17 protein-coding genes are annotated in these 19,014 nt (G+C 59.3%); 16 read left to right on the forward strand and 1 reads right to left on the reverse strand.

Annotated elements, in window-relative coordinates; all coding sequences use genetic code 11:
* Nucleotides 1-114 precede the first annotated feature (114 nt).
* The 9 genes from B7L15_RS07885 to B7L15_RS07925 all read left to right on the forward strand — a co-directional run bounded on the left by B7L15_RS07885 (nucleotide 115) and on the right by B7L15_RS07925 (nucleotide 8,496).
* Complete coding sequence (locus B7L15_RS07885; RefSeq protein ID WP_085918441.1) at nucleotides 115-882, forward strand: helix-turn-helix transcriptional regulator; 768 nt, start codon at nucleotides 115-117, stop codon at nucleotides 880-882.
* A gap of 132 nt (nucleotides 883-1,014) precedes the next feature.
* On the forward strand, nucleotides 1,015-1,371 hold the full coding sequence (locus B7L15_RS07890; protein ID WP_085918442.1) for a RidA family protein: 357 nt from the start codon (nucleotides 1,015-1,017) through the stop codon (nucleotides 1,369-1,371).
* Nucleotide 1,372: 1 nt separating this feature from the next.
* Nucleotides 1,373-2,308 (forward strand): ornithine cyclodeaminase family protein, encoded by a 936-nt coding sequence (locus B7L15_RS07895; RefSeq protein ID WP_085918443.1) that lies wholly within the window; start codon nucleotides 1,373-1,375, stop codon nucleotides 2,306-2,308.
* Between the two features lie 84 nt (nucleotides 2,309-2,392).
* A complete protein-coding gene (gene dctP, locus B7L15_RS07900) occupies nucleotides 2,393-3,466 on the forward strand; it encodes a TRAP transporter substrate-binding protein DctP (RefSeq protein ID WP_066321849.1) in 1,074 nt (357 codons plus the stop codon).
* Between the two features lie 97 nt (nucleotides 3,467-3,563).
* Nucleotides 3,564-4,109 carry a TRAP transporter small permease gene (locus tag B7L15_RS07905; protein ID WP_085918444.1) on the forward strand — a complete coding sequence of 182 codons (546 nt, stop codon included), beginning with the start codon at nucleotides 3,564-3,566 and terminating at the stop codon, nucleotides 4,107-4,109.
* Nucleotides 4,106-5,380 (forward strand): TRAP transporter large permease, encoded by a 1,275-nt coding sequence (locus B7L15_RS07910; protein ID WP_085918445.1) that lies wholly within the window; start codon nucleotides 4,106-4,108, stop codon nucleotides 5,378-5,380. The genes B7L15_RS07905 and B7L15_RS07910 overlap by 4 nt, the downstream gene beginning before the upstream one ends.
* 28 nt (nucleotides 5,381-5,408) lie before the next feature.
* A complete protein-coding gene (locus B7L15_RS07915) occupies nucleotides 5,409-6,440 on the forward strand; it encodes a histone deacetylase family protein (RefSeq protein WP_085918446.1) in 1,032 nt (343 codons plus the stop codon).
* On the forward strand, nucleotides 6,437-7,543 hold the full coding sequence (locus tag B7L15_RS07920; RefSeq protein WP_085918447.1) for a class II histone deacetylase: 1,107 nt from the start codon (nucleotides 6,437-6,439) through the stop codon (nucleotides 7,541-7,543). Before B7L15_RS07915 ends, B7L15_RS07920 begins: the two co-directional genes overlap by 4 nt.
* Entirely contained in the window at nucleotides 7,540-8,496 is a 957-nt protein-coding gene (locus B7L15_RS07925) for a branched-chain amino acid transaminase (protein WP_085918448.1), read from the forward strand. The genes B7L15_RS07920 and B7L15_RS07925 overlap by 4 nt, the downstream gene beginning before the upstream one ends.
* Here the strand turns inward: B7L15_RS07925 and B7L15_RS07930 are convergent.
* Complete coding sequence (locus B7L15_RS07930; RefSeq protein ID WP_085918449.1) at nucleotides 8,493-9,596, reverse strand: pyridoxal phosphate-dependent aminotransferase; 1,104 nt, start codon at nucleotides 9,594-9,596, stop codon at nucleotides 8,493-8,495. The two genes, B7L15_RS07925 and B7L15_RS07930, sit on opposite strands and share 4 nt — an antisense overlap.
* 72 nt (nucleotides 9,597-9,668) lie before the next feature.
* Here B7L15_RS07930 and B7L15_RS07935 point away from each other — a divergent pair, with 72 nt between their 5' ends.
* From B7L15_RS07935 to B7L15_RS07965, 7 genes are all read left to right on the forward strand, one after another.
* Entirely contained in the window at nucleotides 9,669-13,352 is a 3,684-nt protein-coding gene (locus B7L15_RS07935) for an ATP-binding protein (protein ID WP_085918450.1), read from the forward strand.
* Nucleotides 13,349-13,990: a condensin complex protein MksE gene (locus tag B7L15_RS07940; RefSeq protein ID WP_254902883.1), complete on the forward strand. Its 642-nt coding sequence runs from the start codon at nucleotides 13,349-13,351 to the stop codon at nucleotides 13,988-13,990. Before B7L15_RS07935 ends, B7L15_RS07940 begins: the two co-directional genes overlap by 4 nt.
* Nucleotides 13,987-15,231 (forward strand): hypothetical protein, encoded by a 1,245-nt coding sequence (locus tag B7L15_RS07945; RefSeq protein WP_085918451.1) that lies wholly within the window; start codon nucleotides 13,987-13,989, stop codon nucleotides 15,229-15,231. Before B7L15_RS07940 ends, B7L15_RS07945 begins: the two co-directional genes overlap by 4 nt.
* 2 nt (nucleotides 15,232-15,233) lie before the next feature.
* Nucleotides 15,234-16,115, forward strand: coding sequence for a DUF7281 domain-containing protein (locus B7L15_RS07950; RefSeq protein WP_085918452.1), 882 nt, complete (start codon nucleotides 15,234-15,236; stop codon nucleotides 16,113-16,115).
* Between the two features lie 183 nt (nucleotides 16,116-16,298).
* Entirely contained in the window at nucleotides 16,299-16,835 is a 537-nt protein-coding gene (locus tag B7L15_RS07955) for a hypothetical protein (protein ID WP_085918453.1), read from the forward strand.
* 85 nt (nucleotides 16,836-16,920) lie between these two features.
* Nucleotides 16,921-17,547, forward strand: a complete 627-nt coding sequence (locus B7L15_RS07960; protein WP_085918454.1) for a hypothetical protein — start codon at nucleotides 16,921-16,923, stop codon at nucleotides 17,545-17,547.
* A gap of 185 nt (nucleotides 17,548-17,732) precedes the next feature.
* Complete coding sequence (locus B7L15_RS07965) at nucleotides 17,733-18,932, forward strand: ATP-binding protein (protein ID WP_085918455.1); 1,200 nt, start codon at nucleotides 17,733-17,735, stop codon at nucleotides 18,930-18,932.
* Nucleotides 18,933-19,014: the final 82 nt, after the last annotated feature.

A 19,014-nucleotide genomic window follows, 5' to 3' on the forward strand; every position in this document is an offset into this window, starting at 1 on the left:
TTGCACGTATCCGGAGTAGCGTTAACGCACAGTTGGCTAACCTCTCGCATTTTGTTGTCTCGCCGTCTTATAGTGAGAGTCTGAACAGCCCTCGATGAAAGACGGAACTCCACCATGTCCCTTTTTGAGCTGCACAGCCGCAACTTGTCCCAGGAGCAGGTGGCCCATACCCACGATTTTCATCAACTGATACTGGCGACCTGTGGTGTCACGGAGCTTTCGATGGAAGGGCAGGGGGAAAGGGTGACTGCCCGTCGCGGGTGTCTGATTCCTGCGTCGCGCCATCATGAGTACCAGGGCGATGGCAGTAATCGTACCTTGGTGCTGGACGTTCCCGTTGCTCAACTGGCCACGCTTGAAAAAGGCAGTGAGATTGAGCGCCTGTTCGATAAGCCGCGTTTTTTCAGCGTGCCACCTGGGTTAAATCAGCTTACCCACGCCCTGGCCAGCCAGCTTGAGCAGTGCCCTGCGCTGCAGAATGAAATCGCCATTCTGCTATTACGTGCGCTGACCATGTATCTGCACGACACCACCTCTGATGTAGCTGAGCAATTGGGACAGCACTGCATCAGCGAACGCCTCGACCTCGCCCGTCTGGATGCCTGGTTGGATCAGCACCTTGCCGACGACATTCGCGTGGAGCAGCTGGCCGCACTGTGTGCCTTGAGCCCGGGGCATTTCCACACCTGTTTCCGCGAGCTGACCGGCGTGACGCCGCTGGCCTATGTTCAGCGCCGACGCCTGGAGCATGCGCGTACGTTGGTACGGCACAGCACGCTTAGCCTGGGGCATGTCGCCATGCTGGTCGGCTTTCGCGATCAGGGCAGCTTCTCCCGCGCGTACCGGCGCTATTTTGACATCTCTCCCTCGTCTGACCGATAGGCGTTACCTCGAACGGGCACCATCCTGAGATCGGTTTACATGACTTACGGGCAAACTTGCCGCAGTGTCGGGCAAGTAATTTGCCCAATAGCGTTCTAGTCTCTGAAGAAGCCCTTTTGATGGAGAGACCCAGTGAGCGTTACTTACCAAGACAGCAATGCGCGTATGAGCCAAGTGGCGGTTCATAACGGCACCGTTTACCTCGCGGGCCAGGTCCCCATGGATGCCTCGGCGGATATGCGCGGGCAAACCGAACAAGTGCTGGCACGTATTGATCAACTACTGGCCCAGGCCGGCACCTCCAAAGAACAGCTGCTTTCAGCGCAAATCTGGGTCACCAGCATGGCAGAGTTCGACCAGATGAACGCCGCCTGGGATACCTGGGTCGTGCCGGGTCGCCCGCCCGTGCGCGCTGCCGTCGAAGCCAAACTCGCCAAGCCCGAGTGGAAGGTGGAAATCATGGTGATTGCCGCACTGCCGGAGGCCTGATATGCGGGTAGTATCTGCTCAAGACGTCGCTCAAACACTGGGTTGGGATGGTCTGGTCAAGCGGCTGCATGCCACCTTCGTGAATGGCGTTGAGTCGCCACCGCGCCACCATCACGCCATGCACCGGCCAGATGGCGAAGCCACCATGCTGCTGATGCCCGCCTGGGAAGAAGCCGGGTATATCGGCGTCAAGATGGTCAATGTGTTTCCGCAAAACGCCGACCATGGCGTCCCTGCTATCTCCGGGCTTTATCTGCTCAGCGAGGGCAAGCACGGACAGCCGTTGGCATGCATCGATGGCAGCGAGCTTACCCGGCGTCGCACGGCCGCGGCGTCGGCGCTTGCCGCCCAGGCCTTGGCGAATGAAGACGCCGATACCCTGCTGGTCGTAGGCACTGGCAAGCTGGCGCCGATGGTGATTGAAGCCCACGCCAGCGTGCGGCCTATCAAGCGGGTGCTGATTTGGGGACGCAACCCCAGCAAGGCGGCAGCGATTGCTGACGATTACGCCGAACGCTTCGAGACACAGGTAGTAGACGAGCTGGCCGATGCCGTGGCTGAGGCCGACATCATCAGCTGTGTGACGCTTTCCACCCAGCCGCTGATCAAGGGTGAATGGCTGACCCAGGGCACTCATCTGGACTTGATTGGCGCGTTTCGTCCACAAATGCGCGAAACCGATGCCCTGTGTTTGCGCCGCGCCGAGGTATTTGTGGATACCTACGCCGGTGCCCAAGGCGAGGCGGGGGATATTCTGCAGGCGGTTGAGGAAGGGGAGTTTCAGCTCGACCAGATTCAGGCAGAGCTTGCCGAAGTGCTTTCTGACACCAAGCCCGGACGCTCGGGAAAGGAGGCGATTACGCTGTTCAAGTCGGTAGGCGCGTCGCTTGAGGATCTCGCTGCCGCCATTGAAGTATGGGAGTCACTTCCCGAATAACCCACACAACAAAGAAATCGCTACCGATCAGGTGGTAACGCCAGTCATAACCAAGACCGACCAACAACCAAAACGAGGTATGTTATGAACACTAGCAAATCCATATTGATTGCCGCCCTGGCAGCACTCCCCCTGGCCATTGCCAGTGCTAATGCCCAGGCGCAATCCAATGAAATGGTGATCGCCACCCAACTGCCGGAGGACATGAGCAATAACGCGATTTATCCGGCGCTGGTGCACTTCAAAAATCTTGTCGAGGCACGTACCGACGGGGATCTGACGGTCAACATCTTCGGTGGCGGCCAGTTAGGCTCCGAGGTTGAGAATGGCTCGGAAGTGCAGGGCGGACGTACATTGCAGTCGACCATCATGTCGGCCGGGGCCATGTCGTCTTTCTATGACGACTATCAGGTGGTCACGGCACCCTTCCTGTTCACTAACTGGCGACAAGCCTGGACCTTCTTCGACAGTGAATGGTTCGCTGACTTCATGTCCGGCACCATTGAAGACGCCGATATGCGCTACCTCGGCACCTTCGATGATGGCGGCGGCTTCGTGGCGTTTACCAACAACGTGCGCTTGATCGAGACTGTCGAAGACCTGGAAGGGCTCAATATCCGCACTGAAGAAAACCCCGCCCATGTCGCCATCATGCAAGCTCTCGGGGCTTCTGCCACACCGCTGCCCTGGGGTGAGCTGATCACCGCGCTGGAAACCGGCCTTGCCGATGGTCAGTTCAATGCCCCGGTGCTCAACACCACCTTCAACTTCGATGCCGTCACCGACTACACCACGCTCACCGGGCATGTGTATAACAGCGCCCCCTGGATGGTCAGCGAGTCGTGGTACCAATCGCTGCCCGAAGAGCAGCAGCAGGTGCTGATCAACTCCGCGCGTGAGGCGATCCAGATGAGCCACGGCATGTCCGGCGCACTGGCCACCGCCAGTTGGGTGGAATCCTGCGAACGCTTTGAAGAGTGCTACCTGATGCCCGATGAAGAGCGCGAACGCATGGCAGAGATTGCCCGCCCTGCCTGGCAGGAGTGGATTGTCGATGACTTCGGCATGGACGAAGCCCGTGTGCAGGGGCTACTGGACGAAGTTGAAAGCGTCGGCCAAACAGTTGCCGAGGAAGACTACCGTGTTTATGGCCAATAAACGCATGTCCATAGTGACGCGCTGCTGATCGCCGCCGGGGCGGCACTTGCCGCCCCGGCGTATAACGTGATTGGCGGGCGTTGCATGAGGGGGTGTCATGGGCGTATTACAACCGTTGCGCCGCCTGAGCGATAGCGTCAATCAGGTGGCCATCGTGGTGTGTGTGGGCTGTATCCTGGCGATGCTGGGCATCTCCTTCACCGCGTTTATCTACAAGCTGGTGACCGGCAGCACGCTAAGCTGGACGTACTCACTGGCGCGACTGTTTTTGCCATGGATCGGCTTTTTATCAATGACCATTTCACTGCGCTACGGCGAACACGTGGCCATGACCCTGCTGGTGCGCAGTTTGCCCCGCGTCATGGTGCAGGTGGCGGCCGGTCTGTGCCTGGCGGTGATTGCGCTGTTTGCGGTGATGCTCACCTGGTACGGCTGGAATTACTTCACTAGCGCCACCCAGGTCTACATGGTGTCCGCACAAATTCAAATTCCCAGCAAGGTGACTGCCATCGTGGTGCCTCTCAGCGGCGTCATCATGCTGCTCCACCTGGTGCATGGCTTTTCACTGCTGGAGCACTTTATCGATGATAACGACGTGATCGGCGAGCTCATCGACTCGGCCGACGGGGAGCACCGCTCATGACGCCTGCGATTATCGTCTTCGTACTGCTGCTCTTTATCGGCGCGCCGGTGGCCGTGGTGATGGCCATGTCAGGGCTGGCCGGTGGCTTTGCCATCGGCGGCGAGCGCATGCTGGGCATCATTGCCGACCGCATGTTCTCCGGTGTGTCGGGCTTTCTGCTGATCGCTGTGCCCTACTTTATTTTCACCGCCGAGCTGATGAACCAGGGCGGGCTGACCCATAAGCTGATTGCGTTCAACAATGCGCTGTTTGGCCGGGTGCGTGGCTCGCTCTCCCACGTGAATATCTCCGTCTCGGTGTTTTTTGCCGGGCTGACCGGCGCGGCGGTGACCGACACCGTCGCGATCGGCAAGATCATGATCCCCGAGATGAAAAAGCAGGGCTACGATGCCGAGTACGCCGCGGCGGTCACCGCCTGCTCTTCGATCATCGGGCCGATTATCCCGCCCAGCGTGGTGATGGTCGTCTACGCCACGCTGTTGCGGGATATTTCAGTGATTGACCTGTTTGCCGGAGGCATTATTCCCGGCCTGATCATGGCATTGGCGCTGCTGGGCGTGAGCTTTTTCCTGGCCTGGAAGCGCAACTACCCCAAGCAAGCGCCGACGCCGTTCAAGATGGCGGTCATGGCGTTTCTGCTGGCGCTTCCCGCCATGGTGGTGCCGCTGATCATTCTGGGCGGGATTCTCTCAGGGCTGACGACGATTACCGAAGCCTCGGGCTTTGCCGCGGTCTACGCCATCGTGATCGGCGTGGTGTTCTACCGTAACCTCACCTGGCGCAAGATCTGGGATTCCCTGGTCACCACGGTTCGTTTCTCCGGGGTGGTGTTTTTTCTGCTGGCAACGTCGGCCGTGCTGGGCTGGTTTGTCACCCGCTCGGGCATTGCCCGGGATGCGGCGAGCATGATCACCACCGTCAGCGATGCGGCCTTTGTGCAATTGATGCTGGTCTGCCTGCTGCTCATCGTGATTGGTACGGTGATGGATGTGCTGCCCGCGCTGGTGGTGATTGCCCCGGTGCTGGTGCCCGCGATGATCCAATTGGGTTTCGACCCGCTGCACTTCGCCATCCTGATGATCGTGGTGCTCAATATCTCCAATGTAACACCACCCGTGGGGATGACGCTGATGACCGCCGCGCGAATCGCCGAGGTGCCCTATGAGCGGGCCATTGTGGCCTCGCTGCCGTTTTACGTGTCGTTTTTAGTGGTAATTGTACTGCTGGCGGCGTTCCCAGCGCTTTCTACCTGGATTCCTTCTTTACTCTAACGGGCTGCCAAGGATTGCGAATTTGACCATGAAATGCTTCTACCATCCTGATCAGGCCTACCACGCGCCGCCAACGTTTCTGTTGCGCGGCCAGCCTGCGCCTTCACCGGAAGGCCCACTGCGCGCCGAGTTGCTTACCCAGGGCTTGACCAACGCAGGACTGACCCTGACCGCCCCCAGAGAGGCGGATTCGCCGACGCTGCGCAAGCGCCTGGAGCAAATCCATACACCGCGCTACCTGACATTTCTGGATACCATTTATGCCCGTTGGCAGACCCTGCCCAATGCGGCGGAGGTGGTTGCCCCCAACGTTCATCCTTGCGGCGGTGGTCACCACTACCCACGCCACCCGATCGGCCAGGCGGGCTGGCATCTGCATGATATGGCCTGCCCGCTAAGTGCCACCAGCTTTCAAGGCGCGCTGGCGTCAGCCGCCAGCGCCGAAGCCGCTGCAGAAGAAGTGCTTGATGGAGCACCAGCGGCCTACGCGCTGTGCCGCCCGCCGGGTCACCATGCCGGGCCTGAACGCGCCGGGGGCTTCTGCCTGTTGAACAACTCGGCGCTGGCGGCCACGGTGCTGCGCGAACGCTTTGCCAAGGTGGCCATCATCGACGTGGACCTGCACCACGGGAACGGTACCCAGGATATTTTCTATGATCGCTGTGATGTCTGGACCGGCTCGCTCCACGCTGACCCCAGCGACTTCTACCCGTTCTTTTGGGGCGGTGCTGATGAAGAGGGCAGCGATGAGGGCGTCGGCGCAAATGTCAATCTGCCCCTGCCGGTAGGCAGCGATGAGGTGGTCTATCTCGACGCCCTGGCGGTGTTAATTGATCACCTCCAGCGCTACGCGCCGGATGCCGTTGTGGTAGCGCTGGGGTTGGATGCCCACAAAGATGACCCGCTGGCAGGGCTCACCGTGGAAACGGACGCCTTTGTAGAGCTTGGCAAACGCCTGGCCGCACTGGCGTTGCCCACCGTTGTGGTCCAGGAGGGCGGTTATCCCACCGAGTATCTAAGCGCCAACCTGAGCGCCTTCATGCAGGGCTTTACGGCATGAGCACGACCGGCTTTTACTGGCACGAACGCTGCTTTTGGCACGACCAGGGCGCCATTGGGGTGTTTTCCGCACCCGGTGAGTTTTTACAGCCCCAGCCCGCCTCGGAAAGCCCGGAAAGCAAGCGGCGGCTGAAGAATATCCTCGAAGTCAGCGGGCTGATCGATGAACTGAGCGTGGTTAAACCACCTGTCGCGACGCTTGATGATCTGCTGCGCTTTCATACCCCACGCTACCTGGACGAACTGCAGGCGGGAGACAAATCACGAGGCGGTAATGGCGGCGACTGCGCCCCCTACATGCCGGGCAGTTGGGCGGCAGCCACGCAATCCGCCGGGTTAGCCATCGCTGCTGTGGAAGCCGTGGCGCTTGGCGAGGTGAAGAACGCCTATGCCCTTTGCCGTCCGCCGGGTCACCATGCGGAAGCCGACCAGGGCCGTGGGTTCTGCCTGCTGGGCAATATTCCCGTGGCGGTGATGCGTGCCCGCGCCCTGGGGCAGGTCAAGCGCGTGGTAATACTCGACTGGGATGTACATCACGGCAACGGCCAGCAGGCAGCGTTTTATGGCCAACCAGAGGTGTTTACCCTTTCGCTCCATCAGGCGGGCAACTACCCGCTGGAAACCGGTGATTTCGATGAACAGGGTGAGGGGGCCGGTCGGGGCGCCAACCTCAATCTGCCCCTGCCGCCGGGTTGTGGCCTGGGGGCCTACGCCTATGCCATGGAAAAACTGGTGTTGCCGGCGCTCGAGGCCTTCAACCCCGAGCTCATCGTGGTGGCCTGCGGTTATGACGCCTGCGCCAAAGATCCATTAGGCAAAATGTTGCTCAATAGCCAGGCGTTCGCCGACATGACTTCCCAGCTTAAATCGCTGGCCGAGCGCTGCTGCGATGGCAAGCTGGTAGTTGTTCATGAAGGCGGCTACTCGGAAGGCTACGCGCCGCTATGCGGCCACGCCGTCATCCAGACCCTGGCAGGGAGCGAAATTGCCGTGCCTGATCCGCAAAACGATGAAATTGCCGCCTGGGGCTACCAGGCCCTGCAACCGCACCAGCAGACGTTGATCGACCACTGGTGCCAACAGTGGGAGCAAACCACCCGATGACACCGCTTTACGACCGCGACGGCTGGATCTGGCAGGACGGCGAATGGCGTGAATGGCGCGACGCCAAGGTGCATGTCTTCACCCACACGCTGCACTATGGCATGGGGTGTTTCGAAGGGGTGCGCGCCTACGCTGGCCCCGACGGCACACACCTGTTCCGAGCCGCCGAGCACACCCGCCGCCTGGTGGAAAGCGCCCATTCGCTGGATATGCCACTGCCGTTCAGCGAAGCGGCGCTGATCGACGCCCAGCGCGATTGTCTGGCCAAAAACGGCCTGAGCAACGCCTACCTCAAGCCCACGGTATTCTTCGGGGCGGAAGGCCTGGGGCTGCGCGCCCAAGGCTTGACTACCCATGTGATGATCGCCGCCTGGGATCTGGGCCCTTACATTTCCCCCCAGGCTGCGACCCACGGGCTGCGCGCGCTGACCTCTTCCTGGGCGCGCCACCACGTCAATATCAGCCTTTGCCGCGCCAAAACCAACGGCCACTACGTCAACTCCATGCTGGCGCTGAATACGGCGCTTAAAGCCGGGTTTGACGAAACCATCATGCTTGATCCGGAAGGCTACGTGGCCGAGGCTTCGGCGGCGAACGTGTTTTTGCTGCGCGATGGCGTGCTGCACACCCCGGAAGTGACCTCCTGCCTGCAGGGCATCACCCGGGATAGCGTGATTCAGCTGGCGCAACGTGAATTGGGTATCGAGGTGCGCGAGCGGCGGATGACCCGCGACGAGCTGTACACCGCCGACGAAGCCTTCCTGACCGGCACCGCCGCTGAAATACTCCCGCTGCGCGAACTGGATGGGCGGAGCATTGGCGTCCGTGCGGCGGCTACGCCTGTCAACGAGCCAATCAGCCCCGACAGCGTGACCGCTCAACTGCAGCGCTTATATCGCCAGGCGGTGCGCGGTGAGCTGGCTGATTTTTGTCACTGGCTGACGCCAGCCTAAGTCTTGATTGCCTTCTCTAGCGCCGCCAATCTTCCTGGCTCCAGCGCGGCCTGCACGGCGGTAATGCGTATTACGTTGGCAAGCTCCGGGTGGGCCAGGCGAGCGACCAACACACCCTCAGCGAGCAGTTGCTGGTGCACCTCGGCGGCGAGCTCGGCGCTGGGCAGGCGAATACCGATAAAGTTGGTGGCGCTGGGCAGAACGTCCGCCCCCAGCGCGCGGAAGTGTTCTGCCAACTGCTCACGGCGGGCTTTTACGTCGGCAACGTGCTGGTTCACCTCGTCAGGGTGGTCGAGCACCACTTCGGCGGCGGCCTGGGTGAAGGTGGAGACGGCGTAGTGAATGCGCACTTTCATCATCATCGCCAGCACGTCGGGCTCGGCAATCGCGTAGCCAATGCGCAGGCCCGCCAGGCCGTGGGCCTTGGACAGCGTGCGCAGGCGGATCACGCCCGGAATCGCTCGGGTGGTGAATTCGCTGCCCGCATCGTCGCGGAAGTCCCCATAGGCCTCGTCCAGCAATAGCCAGCAGGTGTCGGGCAGGGCCTCACGCAGCTTGAGAATATCGCTGTCGCTATGCAAATGGCCGCTGGGGTTGTCCGGGTTGGCCAGATACACCACCCTTGCATCGGCGTCTTGCGCTGCGATTGCCAGGGCGTCAAGGTCCGGGGCCAGCACGCCCGGGGCCTCAAGATAACTGGGCTCCACCAGGTGACAGCCCTGCCCCCTGGCGAAATAGCCAAAGGTGGGGTAGGTACCCGCAGTGCTCACCACCTTATCGCCGGGTTCGCAGGTGGTACGCAGGGCCAGCGCCATCAGGCTGTCGGCGCCGGCATCCACCAGCAGCGTCTCAAGGGGCATGCCCTGCTGGGCGCTCAAGCGCTTGCGTATACCCAACGCCTCCGCATCGCCGTAGCTATAAACGTGGGCCGCCAGGGCATCGCCAAAGTGCTCGCGCAGGGCGTGGTGAGGCATGTCCAGGCCCTCGTTGGAGCCCAACTGGTAGGGAACCGCATGGCCAAGCTTGCGCTCCAGCACCTTGATGCCGGGGAAAGGGTTATGCGGGCCTTCGCCGGTTAAGTGTTCGGGGTAGCGGGGCATAACGTCTCCAAATGAGATAGCGTAGAATGTAGCCTAACACTGCAACGAAGAAAACCTGTCCAAGGATACGGCATGGCCCACCTGCTACGCATCGTGATGATTCACGGCCACCTGGAAGGGGTGGTCGAACTGAGTGTGGATGGCCACACCAATATTTGCGGCACCAACGCCTCGGGTAAAACCACGCTCCAGCGGCTGGTCCCGGTGTTTTACGGCGAGCTACCTAACAAGGTCGTCCCCAAAACCCGCATGAAGTTTGACGCCTTCTATCTGCCTTCCAGCAATAGTTATCTGGTGTACGAATATCGCCGCGAAGCGGGGGATGTCTGCCAGGCGGTGCTCACCCGCAGCGCCAGCGGCGGAGTGGAATACCGCTTTGTCGGTGCGCCTTACCGGCCCGAAGACTATCTGGTGGAAACCGACCAGGGCCCGCTAGCGATACCCTACAGCCAGTGGGCCAGCGGCCTGCGCCGGGAATCGATCGAGGTGTCGCCCAAGCTCTCCGCGACCTCCGAATACCGCGCGGTGATCCAGAACGACTTCACGCCCACGCCGGGACTTGCCATGCACGGCAACCGCAAGGACGCCCTCAAGCTGCGCCAGATGGCGGCCAAGTTCAGCCTGGTCAAGTCCGAGCATCGCATTCGCCATATCGAAAAGCTGGTCTCGGCGGTGCACGCCAAAGAGGGCAAGATGGATACCCTCAAGACCATGCTGGCGGCGATTTTCGAAGAGGACGGCGTCGAGCTGCCGGTAACGCGCATCCGCAGCGCCAAGGCGCGGGAGTGGATTGCCCAGATGCGCCAATCCATGCGCCTGGAGCCGCTGCAGCGTTCGCTTGCCAAGCTGCACGACGTTGACCGCGAGTTGGCAGATGTGGAGGCCGCACTATGGCAGTTGAAACCGCAGCTGGAAGCCGACCGCCACCACGTCGAGCGCACCCTGGCCGATGCCGAAGCCGAGATGGGCACGCGGCAAGAGGCCTTCGACGCCGAGAAAAACGCCTACGAGGCGGCCCGTGATGACCTGAATGAGCAGCTCAGCGAGCTCGAAAGCGGCCTAAAACAAACCCAGCGTGACCTGAGCGACCTGCAGGACCAGTACGAAGCCTACGAGGCGGCAGACATGCCCGCCCTTGAGCGCGACCTCAACGCGCTGCCCCAAAAACGCGAGCAGTTCGAGCAACTGAAAAGCCACCTGACCGCCCTGCAAGAGGCCGTGCAGGCAAGCCAGGCCCGCAAGGAAGAGCGGCTGCGCGAGCTGGGCGAAGCGCTGGCCCGCCAAAGCGAAGAGATACAAGGGCTGGTCGATGCCCTGAACGAAGAAAAGGCCGCGCATCAGGAAGCCCACTGGGAGGCCCAGCGCCATCTGGACGCCCGCTACCAGACCCAGCGTGAAGAGGCAGAAGCCGACTTTCAGGAACGCCTCAACCAAGGGGTTGAACGGCTGGCAGCGCTGAAAGCCGCGCTTAGCCACAGCGGCCCGACGGCGGAGGAAAGCGAAGAAGCCTCCCTGGTTCAGGCGCGGATCGACCAGGCGCAAAGCGACCATAACGCCGCCAGCAGCCAGCGGGAAAGCCAGCGCCGCGAGCTGGATAGCCTGAAGCGCGAACGCGACAGCGCCGAACAGGCCCACGCGGATGCCCGCCGGACGCTGACCCGTGCCCAGCAAACCAGCCAGTCGCTGCACCGCCAGCGCGACCCCGCGCAAGGCTCGCTGCGCCATTTCCTGCGCTACCACCTGCCCGAATGGGAGCAGCGGCTGGGCAAAGTGATCGCCCCTGAGCTGTTGGAACGGCGGGACCTGTCGCCGACCTTGACGGAGCAGCCCAGCGACGACCTTTACGGCCTGGTGCTGGATACCCAGCTGATTGAGCCGCCGGACTACGCCCAGGATGAAGCCAGCCTGCTGGCCGCCATTGAAGCGGCGGACGACGCCGTGGTGCGCGCCGAGGCCGAGCTTGCCAACTGCGAAAAACAACTCAAACGGCATAACGAGCGCGTCCAGGCCGCCGATGAAGCGCTAAGCCAGGCCCAGTTGGCGGTGAAGCGCGCCGATGAAGAAGTCGAATACGCCCAGGAGGCTCGTCGTCAGTGCCAGGCGCGCCATGCCCAGGCGCAACGTCAGCGCAAGGCCGACCACGAAGCCGCCCTGGCGGAGCAGGAAGCGCAGCAGCAAGCCCTGCGCGACGAACGCCAAACCGCGCTGGACAAGCTCAACGCCGCCCATCAGGCCGAACTGCTGGAGCTAAAAGCGGACGCGCAAAGCCAACTGGAGTCCATCGACCGGCAGATTCAGCAGTACAAGACCCAGCTCACCGAGCAGAAGGCCGAGCACAAGCGCCAGTGCGAAGAACTGGAGCAGGCGTTCGACCAGGAATTGAAAGCCCAGGGCGTCGACCCGGAAAAACTGCGGGATACCCGCACCCGGCTGCAGCAACTGGACGAACACATCCGCCACACCGCCGCCCGTCAGGACGAGCTGGACGCCTACAAGCGCTTTATGCGGGTGAGCTGGGGGCAGCGGAAACCCGAACTGGTCGAGCAGGAAGGGCGTTTAAGCCGTGAGATAGACGCCGCACAGCGTAAGCGCGAGGAACACCAGCAGGCGTTCAAAGCCACCAAGGCGACCCACCAGCAGCACGTCGCCGCGTTTGAAACCAAACGCCGCGAAAGCCACGAGGTGCTCAACGACCTCAAGCCGCTGCTCAAGCAACTCGATGAACTCACCCTTACCTCGGATGCCACGCCCCAGCAGGAGGCCCCCGGCGATGTCGCCGAGCGGCTGGCGCGCACCCGCCAGGCACTTTCGCGCCGCGCCCAGGAGCGCGACACGCTGCGCAAGGGCTGCCAGGAAGCGGAGAGCCAGCTGATAAAAGGGGCGAGCACCAGCTTTGTCGATGCGCTGGAAAGCGAGCGCGCCCAGCTGGCCGATCCCGACGACCCGCGGGCGCTGCTGCCGCTGCTCGGAGGCATGCTCAAGTTGCTGGAAGACCAGCAGCAACAGCTGATTCAGCAGGGGCGCAACCTCAGCGACGACCTGGACAAGTTCTTCACCGTGTTCCGCGACCTCAACCGCCGCATCAGCGCCCAGAGCAAGCGCCTCTCGGATGAAGTGGCCGACGACCTGCGCCTGGATGGCATCAGCAAGGCCGAGGTGCGTATCCAGTCGACCATCGACGAACTCGGCTTTTGGGAGCCACTCAAGCTGTTCGCCCAGCGCTACAAGGCGTGGCGTGACTCCGAGCAGACCCTGCCCAGCGACGACTACCTCAACGCCCTGGCGGACGTGGTCGATTTGCTGCGCAGCGACCAGCAATACAGCTTCGAAAGCCTGCTGCGCCTGGAGCTGCACCTCAACGAAGGCGGCACCGACCTGATCATCAAGAATGACCGCCAACTGCTGGAATCGTCCAGCCACGGCATGGCGTATCTGATCCTGTGCAAGTTCCTGCTCGCCTTTACCCGCCTGCTGCGCGGCCGGGCGGCGATCGCCATCCACTGGCCCATCGACGAGATCGGCACGCTTGCCTACCACAACGTCGAAAAGCTGTTTGACGCCTGCGACAGCAACCAGATTCATATTGTCGGCGCCTTCCCCAACCCGGAATCCGACGTGCTGCTGCTGTTCCATAACCGCTACCTGATCGACCGTGACGCCGATGACCCCGCCAAACGACGGCTAAAACGCATCGAGCCCCGCCAAAGCCGCCTGGCCGAGCGGCTCAAAGCCCGCCATGAGGAGGTGCCGCTATGAGCGATATGAGTCTTCTACCCCATGGCCCGCTGCTGGAACGGCTGCTGGCGGGCGAGTTTATCTGCGCGGTGAGCGACGAAAGCGCCTTCAAGCGCCTGCAGGATGACGCCACGCGGGAAGCCATCGACAGCTACCTGCGCCCGCTCAACCGCCGCGTGGCCAGCAGTCAGGAGGAAGGCGTCTATTTCCTCGCCTGGCGTCAGTTGGATGACAGCGCGCGGGACCAGCTCGCCCGCCAGTTGGGCGACACCGTCAACAGCCTGCTGCCGCTGCTGGAATGGCTACAGCTAGTGCAGGAAGCCCTGGGCCGCGACAGCGTGCTGTCCCCCGGCGATGTGCTCAAACCCGGCGAGCTGCAGGCCAAAAGCGAAGATAACCCCAGCCTGCGCGAACGCATTGAACGCCTGGCCACCGACAGCTTCTTTGGCTCCCAAAGCGACCAGTTGGATGCCCAGGTCAAGCAGGTGTTCAAGCGGTTGAGAGAGCACGGCTATCTGCTGCAGCCCCACTCGGACCGCCAGGTATTCCTGGTCACCGGCAAGGTCGATTACCTGCTCGAACTGGTGCGCTTTATTCGCGATGAAGAGCACCTGCCGGTGGACGACGAGGGCGAGGATACCCAGGAGGCGCTGCTGTGATCGACGCGGAAACGCCAGGACTGGAAAGCCGCCTGATCGCCACCGGGGTGGAGCGCCTGGCCCTGCTGGGCCGCCACGCCGAGGCGCTGATGCAGGGCTACGCCAACGATCAAGTCCCGCTGGAAGGGCTGAGCCATACCGCGCTGCGCAAGCTGCTGAGTGCGCGGATTGTCTGGCGGCCCGACGAGCAGGGCGGCTTGAAGTTGACCCCCAAGGTACGCGAGCTGATCGCCGAAATGGTGTCCGATGAAGCCCGGCGCCACGTCAACGCCGACGTGGCCGAGGCGCTGGAACTGATCCGCAGCCTGATCCAGAGCTATCGAGACTCCAGCAGCCGCGGTGACTACTGGCAGCAGGAGCAGCAACTGTTGCGCCTGCGCCAGGCGGTGGATGACATGAACGGCCGCTTTGCCGACGCCATCGACAGCCTGTGGCAGCGGCTCAACAGCGATTTTGGCTTTGTCAGCCAGCTCAACGACAAGGTGCGCGAAAACGACCGCGCGCAAAAGCAGGTGGTCCGCCTGCTCGATGGGCTGGCGCTGATCGACTTTGACGAGTTGATCGAACTGGTGGGCAGCGACGGCACGTTGCGCAAGGTGTTGATCAGCCAGCTGCAACAGCAGCTCAGCCAGCACTACACCAGCCTGCGGGAAGTGCAGCACCGCCTGATCGAGTTGATGGCGCGTTTTCGGCGCATGCAGGCACGCAGCCGCCTGGTCTCTGGCATGGCCGCCTTCCTGCGCGAGCATCCCGGTTTTACTCCCGGCAACTACGCCCGCCGCAGCGAGGTGCCCGCGCTGTTCAACCACGCAGCCCCCCTCACCGCCGCCGGGGCCGTGGCGCTGGACCGCGCCCAGGACATGCCCACCCTCAGCGCGCTGCTGGAAAACGTGCCCACGCCGTTACGTGCCGCCCAGTCGGTCACCGCGGCACGCCCGGCGGAACACGTCGAAGACACGCTCATCGCCGCCCGCCAGCAGGCCCTCAAGGATGACGTCGAAACCTTCTACCTCAACGTGGTGGACCGCGCCGAGCAAACGCCCATCAGCGCCCTGGACTACCTCAACCAAAGCGAGCTGCAATGGCCCCCGGAAATCTGGCTGTTCCAGGTCATCGCCGAACACCAGGGCCTACCGCATAGCGAACAGCGCGCGTTTCACCTACATCAGCAGGAAGAACGGGCGAGCGCCTACAACGATGTGAAATTGATTCGTGACGTTTCGTTAGGCCTGGCGGTGTAACGATGGATGACCAGACGCTCACGGCCAAGGTCTACAGCAGGCTAGGCGACGTGGACCGCCAACTGCGCAAGCAGACGCGGGTCGACAAGAAGCGCAGCCAGCAGTGGGTAGCAACCTTCATCCACTGGTGCGATGCGCAGGAAATTGAGCTTGGCCCTCGGCTAAGTCATCAATCGCTGCGCTTTGATCGCGCCCTTATCCAACAGGTGAACGAAGCGCTCAAAAGCCAACGACTGGCCACCATTGGCCAATGGCAAAGCGGCTTGACCAGTTTTGAGCAAGCTGAACAAGGCATTGATGAAGATAAAACCAACCGCGAAGGCCCGCGCTCCCAGCGGGTGCTGGTCAATACGCCCGTGAGCACACCCGCCTGGTTATCGGCCCAGCCGCGCTCGATGCACGACGTCGACTGGCGAGATATAACCCTTGAGCAGTGCGACGTACTCATCCAGGTCGAAAACCTGGACAGCTTTTATGCCTTTTCACCGCAAATCCCCGCGTTAATCGACTACGCAAACCCACTGGTCGTCTACCGCGGCGACAGCCACTACGGCGGCGGCTTCAAACAACTCGCCAGCGCCTGGAACGCGACCCAAAAGCCACACCTCTACGCAGGCGACTTCGATGTCAAAGGCCTCAGCATCGCGCTTTCCAGCGGCGCCTCGCGCCTATTACTCCCGCCGCTAGCATGGCTCACCGAACAAGCCACCACCCTCCACGACCCCGCCAAACAACTCGAACACCGCCCACGCCTGCTAAGCCACCGCGACCAATTACCCGCCGCACACCCGCTACAGCCCTATCTAACGCTGCTACTCGACCAGCAGCGCGGGCTAAGGCAGCAGTGGTTGGGCGAGCAGTTGGAGCGCGTGGCGCTGGTGTAAGTAGAAACGTAGCAAAACGCGTCAGCATGCAAGTATTGTCTATGCTGCCAAATTTAGCTTTGCTCTCCAAGGAATCAATGGGGTAGAGTCAAATGAAGTGGGTGCAAAATCTGAATCAATGCGCCGTCGCATTCATTTAGGTTGTGCAGCGAGGCGTAGATTCACGGTTAGGCAAAAATCGGCATGAGTTCCTTCATACAGATAGTCGAAATTCTTGCGTGGCCCGCTACGATAATCATTGTAGTGATGCTGCTTCGCTCTCCGTTGTCGGAGCTGGTGTCGACACTTAAAAAGCTTAAATACAAAGATCTTGAGCTAGAGTTTGAAAAGGAAGCAAGGGAAATTCTTGCTGACGCCGAGCGGGATCTGCCGGAGCCCTCGAAGCCTGAACCATCAGAGGTTGAGGATTCCGGGATAAGATTTAGCCTTGCTCGGCCAGAGCCTTCGACTGAGATAATGGAGTCTTGGCGTCACTTGGAACTAAAATTACGCGAGCTATCAAGTGGGAGTGATAATAAGCGCAGCACAGGATATTTAGTTCGCATGCTTGCTAATGAGGGGAAAATATCTAAGGAAACCGAGAGCGTTGTGCTATCGCTGTCATCCCTTAGGAATAAAGTGGCGCATACCGATGAAGAGGTAATATCTCATACAGTTTCTTCATCGTTCAAAGAGTCTGTTGCTCGCGTTATTTCAGCGCTGGAGTACGAGAGTGCCTGACCAAGCCATTAAATTCGCTCCCTACGGTCGCCGGACGCTCGTTCCTCGCGCCGTTTATGGCGGGCGTTAGAGACCAAGAATAATCATGCGAATTTTGTTCATAAAGTATCTAAATATTTTGGTTTTACTGGGCTTTCTTGCTTGGTTTTTGTGGCCAGATTTCGACACTTGGGCCTTTGAATGGGAGCCATTGTTAGGGTTAATTTTGGTTTTCGTTACCTACCTGGGGCTTGAGGCGAAAGATCATCATCAGCCGCAATCTGACGATAAAGTATTGGTAGAAACTAAACCTGGTGAGGATGACGTGCGTCTTTTGGCTATGTTTCGGAAGCTCTTGGAACCTGCAGATGTAACATTTTTTAGAGAACACGACTTCCTCGGTTCTTTTCGAAACGAACCAGTGAAAAGGCTTTTCGAGTACCTCGAAACTTGGACTACCGTTGAGCATGAGTTTATTGATTCAGCTGTCGAGGAACAGCATGGCAAATTTCGGCAAAAGGCGATGGCTTTGGGATTGGTGTTGTCACAATACACAACCAACCATGGTGAGTTCTCAACAGTCAAACCTCCGGGCTCACAAAACGAACCAACCCCCGAGTGGGTAAAAAAGGAGGCTGAAGAGATCAACCAGAAAGCTTCAGATTTTGTTGAGGCGCACCAAGAATTTTTGAAATTTGCGCGAAACCGGTTCTCAGGAGCGGGCGATCTCTAACAAGTGAAGGCTGGCGGACGTGTACTACGCTGCGCTCCGCACCCGCCGCAACTGCAAGCGTTAAATTTTTGGGAGTAGTGTGCAGACAACTCGTCCTACATACATTGAGGTTGTAGGCTATTTCTATCATGATTCGATTGATCTGCTTAAGCGAAACGAGCAACGTATAGCAAGAGAGTTCTAATATGGGCAGCATGAAAATAAGCGGTACGGCAGATATTACTCATGAAGGCATAAGGAAGCATTTTACTAAGTGGAAAAAAGATTCGTTTCAGGCGATTAACGAACTTATAGCCAACGGTTTTGATGCTGGAGCAAAACGTGTTGATGTCATTGTTGATCACAACGATTTGCACGGTCTTGAATCCGTAACTGTTCTAGATAATGGATCAGGGGTTGATATTAATCATTGTGACTTGCATTTCTCTAAATTCAACGAGTCATCCAAGCATGGAGATGATGACGCACAAGGTGCACATGGTAAAGGAAGGCTTGCTTTTCATTTGCTATGCTCTAGCGCCTCATGGTTCACAAAGTGTAAAAAAGCGAACGCTATAATAAAAGTGGACAGTCAAAACCTTCGAAATTTCACTGCGGAGGAGATAGATAGCAGTAATCAACATGCACTATTAAGTTCTATGGACTCAGGAACATGTGTAGTTCTCAAACATTTCAAAGAGAACCTTCCAGGCGATGAGGAGGTCAGAAGACGTCTTGAGACCTATTTTGGGTGGCGATTAGCCCTAGATCCTGATCGAGAACTAACGGTTAATGGAGTGAAAGTTGAAATTCCCGAATGCAGGATTATAGAAAAGGAAGTATCTGTTGATGATGTAACTTTTAAGGTCGATTTCATCCGCTGGATAAATAAGCCGGGAGATGAGAAATCGTACAACTATGTAGTGAGTAATGAAGGGCGGATTCTTCATAGGACTTTGAGTAGTTTTAATAAAAAACCTCTTTTTTATCTGAGCACCTACGCCCGATCCGACTGGTTTGATGATTTCGATAAGCACAATTCATCGTTAAACTTTTCCGGTCATGCACAAGTTAATGAGAGATCTCCTGAATTTAGAGGCCTCAAGAAGATAATAAACAGCATTAGCGGCGAGATCTATGAAGAGTTTCTTCGTGAGTTTGTGGACGAAAAAATTGAAGAGTATGAGGCTAAAGGGTATTTCCCTAGCCATAAGTTCATTAGTCAAGAAGAGTCTGTGTGGCGGAAAAGTAACACTAAGTCATTTGTGAAGAAATTATATATAGCAGACCCTTCTATTTTTAATAACACTAAAGAAAAGCCATTAAAGATTCTTATTGCATTAATTCCTGAATCCGTGAAGCCGGCGCCGACACTTTCCCTATCACCGCCAGCGAGCACTTTTTGATCATTCGCCCCGTGCAAGTTGGCTTTCGCAAGCCCGTTATTGCCAAAACCCACCGTGCTGATCGGTGCTGACGGCCCGTTTT

The sequence above is a fragment of the Halomonas sp. CSM-2 genome (genome assembly GCF_002119345.1).
GTDB classification, from domain to species: Bacteria; Pseudomonadota; Gammaproteobacteria; order Pseudomonadales; family Halomonadaceae; genus Vreelandella; species Vreelandella janggokensis.

Bases quoted from the DNA above. Each gene is read 5' to 3' on its own strand.
- B7L15_RS07885 (WP_085918441.1), top strand. From the start codon at position 115: ATGTCCCTTTTTGAGCTGCACAGCCGCAACTTGTCCCAGGAGCAGGTG.
- B7L15_RS07895 (WP_085918443.1), top strand. From the start codon at position 1,373: ATGCGGGTAGTATCTGCTCAAGACGTCGCTCAAACACTGGGTTGGGAT.
- dctP (WP_066321849.1), top strand. From the start codon at position 2,393: ATGAACACTAGCAAATCCATATTGATTGCCGCCCTGGCAGCACTCCCC.
- B7L15_RS07905 (WP_085918444.1), top strand. From the start codon at position 3,564: ATGGGCGTATTACAACCGTTGCGCCGCCTGAGCGATAGCGTCAATCAG.
- B7L15_RS07910 (WP_085918445.1), top strand. From the start codon at position 4,106: ATGACGCCTGCGATTATCGTCTTCGTACTGCTGCTCTTTATCGGCGCG.
- B7L15_RS07915 (WP_085918446.1), top strand. From the start codon at position 5,409: ATGAAATGCTTCTACCATCCTGATCAGGCCTACCACGCGCCGCCAACG.
- B7L15_RS07920 (WP_085918447.1), top strand. From the start codon at position 6,437: ATGAGCACGACCGGCTTTTACTGGCACGAACGCTGCTTTTGGCACGAC.
- B7L15_RS07925 (WP_085918448.1), top strand. From the start codon at position 7,540: ATGACACCGCTTTACGACCGCGACGGCTGGATCTGGCAGGACGGCGAA.
- B7L15_RS07930 (WP_085918449.1), bottom strand. From the start codon at position 9,596: ATGCCCCGCTACCCCGAACACTTAACCGGCGAAGGCCCGCATAACCCT.
- B7L15_RS07935 (WP_085918450.1), top strand. From the start codon at position 9,669: ATGGCCCACCTGCTACGCATCGTGATGATTCACGGCCACCTGGAAGGG.
- B7L15_RS07940 (WP_254902883.1), top strand. From the start codon at position 13,349: ATGAGCGATATGAGTCTTCTACCCCATGGCCCGCTGCTGGAACGGCTG.
- B7L15_RS07950 (WP_085918452.1), top strand. From the start codon at position 15,234: ATGGATGACCAGACGCTCACGGCCAAGGTCTACAGCAGGCTAGGCGAC.
- B7L15_RS07955 (WP_085918453.1), top strand. From the start codon at position 16,299: ATGAGTTCCTTCATACAGATAGTCGAAATTCTTGCGTGGCCCGCTACG.
- B7L15_RS07960 (WP_085918454.1), top strand. From the start codon at position 16,921: ATGCGAATTTTGTTCATAAAGTATCTAAATATTTTGGTTTTACTGGGC.
- B7L15_RS07965 (WP_085918455.1), top strand. From the start codon at position 17,733: ATGGGCAGCATGAAAATAAGCGGTACGGCAGATATTACTCATGAAGGC.